10 protein-coding genes are annotated in these 10,548 nt (G+C 41.6%); 2 read left to right on the forward strand and 8 right to left on the reverse strand.

Annotated features, from left to right (window positions below):
* Window positions 1–186, forward strand: a 186-nt coding sequence (locus EXU57_RS25505) for a hypothetical protein (RefSeq protein WP_207955600.1), incomplete at its 5' end; no start/stop codon positions are given.
* A gap of 774 nt (window positions 187–960) precedes the next feature.
* Here EXU57_RS25505 and EXU57_RS24875 read toward each other — a convergent pair.
* The 6 genes from EXU57_RS24875 to EXU57_RS24900 form a co-directional block, all read right to left on the reverse strand.
* Window positions 961–1,365, reverse strand: coding sequence for a hypothetical protein (locus EXU57_RS24875; protein ID WP_133270980.1), 405 nt, complete (start codon window positions 1,363–1,365; stop codon window positions 961–963).
* 16 nt (window positions 1,366–1,381) lie between these two features.
* Complete coding sequence (locus tag EXU57_RS24880) at window positions 1,382–2,722, reverse strand: hypothetical protein (RefSeq protein WP_133270981.1); 1,341 nt, start codon at window positions 2,720–2,722, stop codon at window positions 1,382–1,384.
* 213 nt (window positions 2,723–2,935) lie between these two features.
* Window positions 2,936–4,924 carry a conjugal transfer protein MobC gene (gene mobC / locus EXU57_RS24885; protein WP_133270982.1) on the reverse strand — a complete coding sequence of 663 codons (1,989 nt, stop codon included), beginning with the start codon at window positions 4,922–4,924 and terminating at the stop codon, window positions 2,936–2,938.
* A gap of 127 nt (window positions 4,925–5,051) precedes the next feature.
* A complete protein-coding gene (locus EXU57_RS24890) occupies window positions 5,052–6,320 on the reverse strand; it encodes a relaxase/mobilization nuclease domain-containing protein (protein ID WP_133270983.1) in 1,269 nt (422 codons plus the stop codon).
* Window positions 6,305–6,700, reverse strand: a complete 396-nt coding sequence (locus tag EXU57_RS24895; protein WP_133270984.1) for a plasmid mobilization protein — start codon at window positions 6,698–6,700, stop codon at window positions 6,305–6,307. Before EXU57_RS24895 ends, EXU57_RS24890 begins: the two co-directional genes overlap by 16 nt.
* A gap of 212 nt (window positions 6,701–6,912) precedes the next feature.
* Window positions 6,913–7,815 (reverse strand): toprim domain-containing protein, encoded by a 903-nt coding sequence (locus EXU57_RS24900; protein ID WP_133270985.1) that lies wholly within the window; start codon window positions 7,813–7,815, stop codon window positions 6,913–6,915.
* Window positions 7,816–7,969: 154 nt separating this feature from the next.
* On the opposite strand from EXU57_RS24900, the gene EXU57_RS24905 reads away from it, so the two are divergent.
* Window positions 7,970–8,272 (forward strand): hypothetical protein, encoded by a 303-nt coding sequence (locus tag EXU57_RS24905; protein ID WP_133270986.1) that lies wholly within the window; start codon window positions 7,970–7,972, stop codon window positions 8,270–8,272.
* Window positions 8,273–8,278: 6 nt separating this feature from the next.
* Here EXU57_RS24905 and EXU57_RS25510 read toward each other — a convergent pair whose 3' ends face one another.
* Window positions 8,279–8,539: a hypothetical protein gene (locus EXU57_RS25510; protein ID WP_207955601.1), complete on the reverse strand. Its 261-nt coding sequence runs from the start codon at window positions 8,537–8,539 to the stop codon at window positions 8,279–8,281.
* A gap of 132 nt (window positions 8,540–8,671) precedes the next feature.
* The gene (locus EXU57_RS24915; protein WP_207955602.1) at window positions 8,672–9,142 is read right to left on the reverse strand and encodes a RadC family protein; all 471 of its coding nucleotides are present in this window, start codon (window positions 9,140–9,142) and stop codon (window positions 8,672–8,674) included.
* Between the last annotated feature and the right edge of the window lie 1,406 nt (window positions 9,143–10,548).

Genomic DNA, 10,548 nt, shown 5'->3' on the forward strand with positions numbered 1-10,548 from the left:
GGTCAAGATGCCCCGGAATCCGTGCCAAACAAAGATGAGTCAAAGGGGGGGCAGTTTGCCCGGAATGAGGGGGTCAGCTTGGCCGGAACCACGGGGTCAAAATGTTCCGGAATCTACAACTTTGCAGTCGCTAAAGGCAAATGGCGTAATTCCTTATTCGAAGATTGGTGGGGTTCATTATTATGACCATGCTGACATTGAAAAAGTGATGCAAGCTGGGAAGGTAAATGCCGCGAAGAATGGGTTGTAGAAGAACTATTTCACATAGTGATTAGATTAAGCCTTCCCATGCACAGGTGTGAAGATCCGTGGACGTAAACGTGTAAATGTCATATGACCGGAGTTGCATTGAAGCCCCTACCCGATATTAAGACTCCTGTACGACGAACGACATAAGATTTCAGTAAGGAATTATACAAAAACTTGGTAGTGCGTCAGACATTTTACATGAGTCTCCTGGCTCTTTCGGCAATGTCTCTGTAGTAATTTGCATCAGAAATAATCTGATGATGTGACTTTCCGATAATGTCCTTTCGATTTAATGGTGAATCCAGATCTGTATACTCTATAATGGAAATTAGTATGCACGTGTTGTTTAGTTGCTCCAGTTTATCAATCAAACAGAGCCGGAAATTTATTCGCTTCATCTCTTCGTTTTCAACCAGCATTTTGCCTGCAGCATAAACCTCGTCGTCGTGGCTTGAGGTAACTAGTATATGGATCGAGTTCTCGGTGTCTGGGGAATGGCAGTTTCCTCAAAATTCGGGTATCTCCACCGATTGGTTGTATCTACTTGATACCTGGCCCATTTTCACCTGTGTTAGTATCCAAATACGTTTGTGCTTAATCCTTCAGTTGCAAGTAGAGAAAACTGTACTTCCACTTCTCGTATAAAAATGTTTTTGTTATCAAATATCTCCCTTGTATTGCTGCTTATATGGCGTGCATAACTTTTAACCCTTAGGAATATGACCTTGTTTTTAGTACATTATTCAGGTTGTAGATAATGGAGCAAGCAGTTATAATTGTAAACACGATCATGACTGTTAATGGAACCAATTCATAGAAGGTACCTATGTTGTAATTGGTTTTACTATTCAAAAAAAATACTAGTAACGATAGCACCTGAAAGATGGATCCTGAGAGATAAAACAAGCTATTCCATTTGGAGAATCTGAATACACTATAGCCAAGCAGGAAACAAGCCACACCAAGCCAGGCAAGTATCGAATAAGTATAGCCTGGCGCCAATGCCATAAGGATATACATCAGATAAAACCCACCAAAACCTTCGCCACTGATTAGAATTCCGAAGAAGCTTATTATCACTATAAAGGGATGTGCAATGTTCTTGAGGACTTTCATGTCTGATTATTTTCTATTAGTTACAAAAGCCTTTACTATTGCCCGCATAATTTTTGGCTACAGGTATTTTGATAAGAGCTGCTTCCGGCCCATTGGCAGACTTCATTTTACTTAACTGCTGATATAAGCCTTGGGGTGTATTGCTCTCATAGGGGATAGTGTTAGATGGAATATTGTATTTTGGTATGTTCAGCGGATTGTCCGGGCGAACGGAATTAAAAAGGTCTAACGCGAAATCGGTGCAGTTATATTGTTTTATACTGTATGCCTTTCTCGACGAAATTAGGGCCTGGTTGAGCACGGTCTGCAGTTCTGCAGGACTTATGTCCATGTGAAAACTCGCATTAAATTCGTGGTGTTGATTATCCACGATTTTTTGGCTGAGCGGTGTTTCAAACACCATTGTTTTCCATGGATGATCTGGGTAAAACCCAATCGTTTGTTGCACGCTTTGTAACCCATTAGACTTTTTGATTTGAACAAAGGCATGGCCGGCTGATCCTTCTCTCCAGTCGAAATAAATAAAAGGATTGCTGTCAACGGGAATATCAGTCATAATCTCAATGGAGCAGGTTGCACCTGCATCAGGGATTGTAGCAAAACATTTTATATAGTTTTCGATATTGATAGTGTTACGGTCATCTGGCTCAAAGTCGATTCTTAAAATGCCATCGTCGATATTGGGAGTCCAATTGGTATTGTTCAGCGCACCTGAGTTGTAAGGATTGTTCGTGGTATTGTAATAACCGGTACCTGCCGTGTCACTCCCCTCATTGATGTCTATGTAATCGGAGACTGGAGCTATATCGCCAATAAGGGCTCTTAGGCTGATGTGTTCAGAAAAAGTTAGTGTTCTCGCAGCAGAAATGTAGCAGGTAACAACAACCAGAGGTAAGCCGCCGGAGGGAACAACCCAGGTCCTTCCCGTTGACGAACTTTCGGCGGCAGGGTAGGTGTACCCGTTGGCAATCCTGCTTGTTGATTTTTGGCGGCGATTAAGGGAGCTGACGGTTAGTGTGCCATTGTAAAGAAATTGGCTGGTGTTACTCGACTCGTTTCGCCCCACCTCCACTATTTTGCCTAATATAATTCTGCCTGTTGAATCGACTTGAATCAAGACAAACGTTGCTCCTTGCGTGTTATCTTCAAATGGCACCTTGATTAGCCTGTAGCCATTTTCAAGCGTACTCGTCTTTTTCGACGAGAGTTTTAGCCCTGAATAATCACTAACAGAAAGGCTGTCCTTTAAACTAGCCATTGCCTTTATCATGAAAGCGGGTTCGTCAGGCTTTACAGAGTCTTTTTTACATGAAAAGATGGCAACACAAAAGAGTGCTGTAAGTATTGGATGTCTCATGTGGTTTAGTTTTCACCGTTTAAAGTTAAAACTCGTTTTCAGCAAAAAAGATTGATAAATATCAATAACTATTTACTTTAATATATAATGTCTGGCAGTCTTTCTTTGCAAGCTTCTAGAAGCAATCGAAAACCGGTGAGATTACAATGTTCTGGGTTTCCGAGATTTCGGTTCGAGCGAGTCCATCTAGGATGACAGGTGGGTCCGTATTGGTTAAATTGACTTCCTTACGACTATTGCTTCCAAAACAGGATCATTCATCACCCGCTGCATCTCTGAATGAACCAGATCCTGTACGTCTTGCTTTACCTTAAGATAGTTTTGTTGAACGATCTCATTATCCAGCTTTCGGATAGCTGGAATTTCGTTATAGTTTTGCTGTTCCTCCGTGAGCGCGACATGATCGTTGATGATTTCGCAATGAAAGGACTTAAGATCAATTTTACATTCGGGATCGTCTGCTACCATGCCGACAAATTCCCCGGAAGACAATGCTGATAACTTGGACGGCGGTATTGCTGCTTCCAGTTGCTTTGAATTACTGATGGATGTATCGGTACGGTTTATAGATAGGCTTTGCCTGTCCTGCATGATTTTACCAAATCTTTCCGAAAGCTGCCTGGCTGTATCCCCCGTTACCTGGCCGCTGATAATGTTGCCGGTGATGTTCATGATCACGTCTGCCTGTTCTTTTCCATAGTCTTTGCGAAGCTGGCTAAAGTCCTGGACACCCAGGCAAGTTGCTACTTTATTACTTCGGGCAGTTGCAATAAGGCTGTCCATGTTGTTCAGGTAAATGGTTGGAAACTCATCAAAAACAAGACTGCTTTTCTGCTTTCCTTTTTTGTTTACTAGTTTGATCAAACGGGTTACATACAGCGATAAAACTGCACCATAAATTTGGATCTTTTGAGGGTTGTTTCCCATGCAAACAATTTTGGGCTGGTCAGGATTATTGATATCTAAAGTAAAATCGTTTCCTGATAAAACATAGTACAATTGCGGAGAAGAAAGTCGAGCCATTGCAATTTTTGCGGATGCAATTTGACCTTCCAGCTGCTCCATAACATCATTTAGGTAAGCGTTCACAAACGGGTTGATCAGTACCTCAATCTCTTTTTCAGTCTTGAGTATGGTAAAGAGGCTATCATAGTCAACCTGCATCAGTTCTATCACGTGGGGCAGCGTACAGAACGCTCCGTTTTTATACTTCCTGACATACCAAATAATTGCGGTAAGAAAGTTGATGGGCGACTCAATGAAAAAGTCACCTTGTTTTTTGATCCATTCCCTGTTTAGGCCCATTAAAATTGTACGAGCGGACTCTGCAGCATCGGTGATGTCGGTCATGCTTTCATGATCAAGCGGATTACAGCGATGGCTCCGGTTGAGGTCGTCAAAATTGATCACGTAAAATCGCGGCTCAACAGGGTACTGGCTTTTACATTTCAGCCAAGTATTGTAAGCAATCCTCGAGAGGTCATCAAACTTGAAATCATACACAAACATGGTAAACCTTTTCCGAATGTGCTGCGTGATCACATGGCGGATAACAAAGTACGATTTTCCTGCCCCCGGGGAACCAAGCACCATCATACCTCGAAAAGGATTTATGATGTTGATCCAGCTTTCGCGTGTTTTTCGTTTTAACTTGTAGCGAGCCGGCAAGTTGATTGAATATTCATTAGCGAGTAATCTTTCCTCTTGGGGAAACGTCTCATTTTCATGATTAAAAATGTCCTTGCTATTTAGCTTTTGGTGTATAACGCGTGAGAGCAAGGTGCCCCCGGTTAGGATGATGAGATAACCAAGTATAGTGAGACTCATGTAAATAATTGCCGCGGTAAATGCGTTGATACCGGCGACCAAAAAGATCCAGCTTAAAAAATATATTAGTAACCCAAGGATTATGAAGCCAAAGGCTGTCAGGTAGCTTAACTTTTGGTCTTTTCTACCCCTTGACCCCATGAGCGAGATGAGTAAGAAAATCAACGAGATGATTTTTGAGTTATTGAAGCTAACAAACAAACCTGTGTTTCGAACGTTTATAAGCAGCCGATCCGTTAGCATGCTGGTAAGCTGCCAGTGAGCGAAGACTAAATAACAATAGTAGTAAAAGTGTAACACCAGAACTATTAGACTGATCAGCCGGGTCATATCCATAATCTTTCTCAGTCCTTGTTCATTTTCACCTGTGTGCATAGTTGTATAGTTTATTCTGATTAAGATGATTGATAGCTGGGGTGCTAGGTACCAGCGACAGACCCGTTGGATCGTTTTCTTACTCCCAGGGCAACGCGTTGCAGATTGTCGGGAACTGGCGCCGGGATTACTGACGTTTCAACGCTGCCCTTTTACGTCGTTTCTTTCCTTTCTTTGTTAGTTGACCCGGTAGAAAGTCAGCGGTGGTTTGCGGTTGAATTAATATATCAATGATCTCGCTGCCAGGTTGAATGTGCCACGGCGCGCCAACCTGTTGTTCACCTAAAGTTTCTTTTAAGTGGGTTTGTTTAGGCTTTTGTTGTTCATCAATAGCTTCTCGTTGCGTGGTAGCGCATCTTTCAAGAATGGCCTTGGCACTATACTGTTTCCCGAGCGCGCTGCTGTTGAATACACATTTAGTCTTGTGGTCAACATAGGTTAAGCCGTAGATTACACCGTCGACGTTTCTCGTGACAATCGTGTGAATTGCGTCCTTTTTAAGGGCGTCGATCAATCCAGCCAGGTTTCGGATGGGGTACCTGAAAAAGCATAAGTCAACTGCGGTTTTGATGCGATGTTTGTGTGGGTGTCTGTCGGTTTCGTTTGTGGCAAACCTTGCCTCTAAGTAGGCCAGTGTGGGCTTGTTGTAAAATGCACTTGCCTTAATTGGAACACCTACTTTTGCCCCGTGTTCATCAAGTATGTTGTAGCTGAGCCCTCTTTTATGAAAAATCCTGGAGTTTTTCCCTCCCGGATCAGCAACTACATTGTATAACTGAAGTATTGCATTAAGCTCAGGAAGGGAAGTGTACTTGTAAGTATTGATCACCATGCCGAGTACGTTCTGGATGGCGTTTTTTGTTTCAGCCTTGCCATATTGAGCTTTTTGAACAATAGTCGGTCTGAACTCCTGATGAAATGTCTTCTTACTTTCAGCCTTTATCAGTCCCATATCCCGCTCAATTTGTTTACGCGTCGTTTCGGACTGGTTACGGCCCAAATTAAAGGTGTCTATTCTACTGCCATCCGTCCGAATGCTGGTTGTAACAATATGTATGTGCGGGTGAGCCGCATCATGGTGCTGGTAGACTAAAAATGGTTGCGCTGAAAACCCGATACCTGACATGTATCGTTTTGCAATTTCAACCAGTTTTTCAATGTCTAATTTGTCGGCATTGTCAAAGTTTAAAGAAATATGAAGGGAGTTCGTTTTTGCCCGGTCGTTAAGCGAAATCTGATGCTTGAATCGGCCTAGTTTTTCGTGAAAGTTTAATTGATCAGCGTCCTTCAAAAAACCATCAGCATGTAGCAGTACAGCTCTTCCATCCTGAACCTTTTGCTCATTGTAATTGAGGGCCCGGTTTATGCTTGATGGAGCGCTTATTCTTGCAACCATTTGTCGTAAATTTGTTGGATTTGAAACTTGATTTCATCTACCTTTTCCAGCAGTCTTTTTTTGTCTAGTTCATAGGTCAAAATCCAGGCTTTGTACTCATGAATCTGCGAAAGAGTATGTAGTTTCTTTACGGCTTGATTGAAGTTATTTCCAAGGGCGTTAAGGTCATTTTTCAGAGGGATCATAGCTGACAAAAATTCATCTGCCGACTGGTTGCGATACCGTACAACTACCGGTTTTTGAAGTAGAACCCTGCGTGCATAATCGCTCAGCTTGCGGCAGGTTGTCGACGCAAAATGCTTGTGGATTTGGTTATATTCTTCTGGCTGCACCCTAAAGCTGATCCAATGTTTTTCGATGTTTTTTTCTTTCTTTTCCATCACGGCATCATTTTCAACTTGATAAAATATCGTTTAATACTCTGCACCCGTCCGACTTCGGAGGACGGGCAAGATCCAATTGTGCAACAATTGAACATCTTGCCGATTGCGATAAGGAGGCAATCTGATTGACTTGAAAACTTTCATAGCTTACTTAGGATCTTCAGAAATTTGGAATGGAGTCAATTCTCTGATGATGATGCATTCAAGTATCACCTATGTAGTCCCTTACTATGTTGCGGGCTTTTGCCGATGTGCATCACCCACTCATTAAGGTCTTTATAGTTTTGGTACAACGAGCTTTTGTCCTGGTACCTTGGACTTAATGAAAGTGCATAGCGACTGTAATTTTGTCCGGCTTTGTCACGGTCGAGGTAAAGGAGAATTGTTTCGTGCTGATCTAAAAATTGCCGGGAAGTTTCAAAAAAGGACAGTGAATTTAGGACCGCAAAATTGGTTTCGGTGGCTTTTAAATCCTGGATACTCAGGTATGAAAGGAAGTCTGTAAATCCTTCAAAAACTGTAACGTTTTTTGAAAGTTTTTGGATGGTTGTAATCCCTTTCGGAGAGCTGCTCAACTTGATAAATGGATTGCGTAATTCGTAGCCGCCGAGATCGTTTTTAAAGCCTATTGCATTATAAGTTTTACCATAAAGTTCGTAGGTAATTTCACGGCAAAACTCACTTGCGATTTCAATAGATATCTTTCTTTGATTGAGGTACCGGCAAAGCGAAAAACTATGCAATGAAGACTCTTTTACAATATGGATTTTTTTCTCGTTTTCAGGCTTCACATTTCCTGGTTCTGATCCCCTAACAACCGGGTCGTGAATGAACGAATTGCCGGCTATTTTAGCCAGGGATTCTGCTGGGGTACATTGATGGTAGAGCACAGCAAAATCAATGATGTTGCCACCTTTTCCGATACCGTGATCGTACCACCGGTTCAGGCTTCTGTTTACCTTGAAGGAAGGCGTTCTTTCAAGTCGGAGGGGTGAATGATACCAGTAATCCTGTTTGCTGACTTTGTCCGGTAAATGCCCGAGTTTAGCCAGGTATTCAACAATGTCATACTGTTTAGCCTCGGTAAATGAGGGAGCTTTTCTGAATTCCATTTCTGCACACTTTCGGTTTCACAATTCAGTTTCTTAAAATGAAATTAGGTACAGTACGGTACACAAAAAAGACCTGTTCGAATATCGAACAGGTCTTTTTCAAAATGTCAAAATAACTTCGTTGAGAAAACTTTCACTAATAAACCTTACAATTATGTTTTCAACTAACGATATCGAAAATCTTTACGATACTATCTTAAGCATTCCCGGTATGAACGATACCGTGAAGATTGATATAAGGCTATCCCGCAAGAATGTTTTGCTCTTAAACAAAGTGATAGAACGTGGATTAAGACCTAATCCGGATGATAAGTCAACCGGGCTGTTTAATGTCGTTCCGCCGGATGCGTTGGAGCAGCTATCTATTGTTGCTTCAGATTTCCTGGAAAGGGCGGGACTTAAAGAGCTAAATGAAAAGCTGAAATCATTTGGTAACCTTGAAGGAAAAAACAACTAGGGCTGGTTATTCGGCAGCGACTTTTGGTTTGCGTCCGCGTTTTTTTGGTGCTGCTGGCTCTGAAATCGGTTCTGCAATTTTTGGTTTTGGACCTCTTTTTTTACCTGGAGTGCTGGTTGAGTTAGGAAGATTTTCTGAAGTAGAGGTGTTTAGTGAATCATACTGAACGGTAATGTTAAGTACAGCATCTCCAGAAAAGATTTTCATTAGTCCGTCAGCGTACTGAGGTGTGAGGTCTTTTGCTTTAATCACAAGTGTTGCTTCCATGCAAGAATTTTTTATGGGAGTTAGTAAAACGCGAATTTAAGACAATCATACTAACAGGCGCTCTAATTCAATAACTCCAAGAATTAAAAACCTTTCCTTAGACCGGAAAGGTTTAGAAAAGAAAATGAAGGGCTAAAGAAGCCCTTCTTCTGCAAAGGAGAGGTAACCATCAGATGTTATAATCAGGTGGTCCAGAACTTTAATGTCAAGGTATTGACCGGCAGATTTAATTTTCTGTGTAAGTTCTTCATCCTGGCGGCTTGGCTTCAAGCTTCCGGAGGGATGATTATGGGCTAATACGAGGCTGCAACAATTGCTTTTTAAAGCTGCAACCATGATGATCCTTGGATCGGCCACTGTTCCTGTTATTCCTCCTGAAGATACATTGAACATACCGAGTACTTTGTTGGCCCTGTTCAAAAATAAAACCTTGAATTGCTCTACCAGTTCTATTTTGTTTTCATCCCAACCTATTAACAAGATGTTGTAAGCATCTTTGGCCGAACTAATCTGGGGTCGTTTAGAAGCTTTCACTTTCGACTTGTAAACCAGTTCCACTTCAGCAACATTGTAGAGTTCGGATGCATCCATAATCGTTTCCATAACAGAAGATTTAAAAGATTAAAAATTAATTATGGAGCATCTACCGGCTTTGGGCAACAGCGCAAAAAAGGAAACGGAATAAAGGCGGGCAGGGCAGGGTAGGCAGGGTGTTTATGCCGTAGTCTTTCTTTGCGCCCGGCAGCGCTAAGCCGAACTTAGTGAAATGATTAATGATTAAATTTTTACAACAGACATTTTTCACATCAGCTTTTTCTATGATTGACTTTGTTTGTCAGCGTTTCGCATACCTGAATGTTCCGGCATTGATCGATTGTTGTTTCCTTTAAAAATCCGACTAAGTTCACTTTCATACTTTGCTCAGACACCCTTTTTTAGTTGATGGTGGAGTAAACGAGATGAATCTACCCAAGCCGGAACATGATCTTTAAATATTTCGTTAGTGTAAGGGTCAGCCAACGGCTACGAGTTTCAACAATTTGTCTTATGATTTCAACTATTCTTACGTATGCGATGTACGCTTGGACGCGTATGAAGAGTTATGGCGGTTGTCAATGGAGAAAGAATCTTGTCGATTTCTAGTTTCTTTTCATTTCTGCTTTCGATATTAAAGTGAATGTGATTTTCTCATCTGGTTTATCCCATTTGTTTGCTTTTTAGTTTCACATTCATTCTTGTGCCTATCGGCATCTGCGGGACGTTCTTGACGTATTCGGGATTAATCATAATAAAAGAAACCCGAGCGATTTAGTTATGCCAATGATGTAGATTATCAAACAACATGGGAAGTGAACGGGAAAAAGCGATCGCCATTTCGAAAGCAGCATCGTTGTCTGGAAGCCACCCTCGTGCAAATTGCGATTCATATGACTTTACGCGAGAAGAGCCGCTATTAGCAGGCTACAATACCCTTTTATCTATGTCCATCGTTTGTTCCAAACAGTAGGCTTGTAGCATGCCAGTAGTAACCGCGGCAGCCCGGAAAACCTTAAAGATTTTGAACACAATAAGAGAGTGTAAAATCTGGCAAAAACACCTTAGATTCAGATTGGATTTCAACTCCTGAACTACATCGTCGTTGTATTTCTTGCCTATTGTGTTCCAGTATTCTCCGCATATCCAAACGTAAGTGTAAGATTTCTATCGTTACTTGACAGATGATTCCAGAGCAAATAGCGATGTAAAGCAATAGCTTAGAAAGAAGTCTGGCGAAGTAGGAATAAGTAGCACCACAATCAAAAGAAGCGCTTCTCGGAAAGCTATAAGGTAGTCTAATTGATTTTTGAACTGTACCAAACTTCACGAGCATCCACCCATAAACTTAAACAAATGAAAAAGTTTTTACTTGTTTTACTTTCCTGGTTTACCCTTAGCCTTTTGAAAGCCCAACCGGGAGGGCTTGATCCAAATTTCGGAGTAAACGGCAAATTGGTTCACCAGGTCAGCGG

This window comes from Segetibacter sp. 3557_3, assembly GCF_004354985.1.
Lineage (GTDB): Bacteria > Bacteroidota > Bacteroidia > Chitinophagales > Chitinophagaceae > Segetibacter.

Excerpts from the sequence above, each read along its gene's own strand:
- EXU57_RS24895 (WP_133270984.1), bottom strand. The coding sequence starts at position 6,700 with ATGGAAAAGAAAGAAAAAAACATCGAAAAACATTGGATCAGCTTTAGG.
- EXU57_RS24905 (WP_133270986.1), top strand. The coding sequence starts at position 7,970 with ATGTTTTCAACTAACGATATCGAAAATCTTTACGATACTATCTTAAGC.
- EXU57_RS24880 (WP_133270981.1), bottom strand. The coding sequence starts at position 2,722 with ATGAGACATCCAATACTTACAGCACTCTTTTGTGTTGCCATCTTTTCA.
- EXU57_RS24900 (WP_133270985.1), bottom strand. The coding sequence starts at position 7,815 with ATGGAATTCAGAAAAGCTCCCTCATTTACCGAGGCTAAACAGTATGAC.
- EXU57_RS24915 (WP_207955602.1), bottom strand. The coding sequence starts at position 9,142 with ATGGAAACGATTATGGATGCATCCGAACTCTACAATGTTGCTGAAGTG.
- EXU57_RS24875 (WP_133270980.1), bottom strand. The coding sequence starts at position 1,365 with ATGAAAGTCCTCAAGAACATTGCACATCCCTTTATAGTGATAATAAGC.
- EXU57_RS25510 (WP_207955601.1), bottom strand. The coding sequence starts at position 8,539 with ATGGAAGCAACACTTGTGATTAAAGCAAAAGACCTCACACCTCAGTAC.
- mobC (WP_133270982.1), bottom strand. The coding sequence starts at position 4,924 with ATGCACACAGGTGAAAATGAACAAGGACTGAGAAAGATTATGGATATG.
- EXU57_RS24890 (WP_133270983.1), bottom strand. The coding sequence starts at position 6,320 with ATGGTTGCAAGAATAAGCGCTCCATCAAGCATAAACCGGGCCCTCAAT.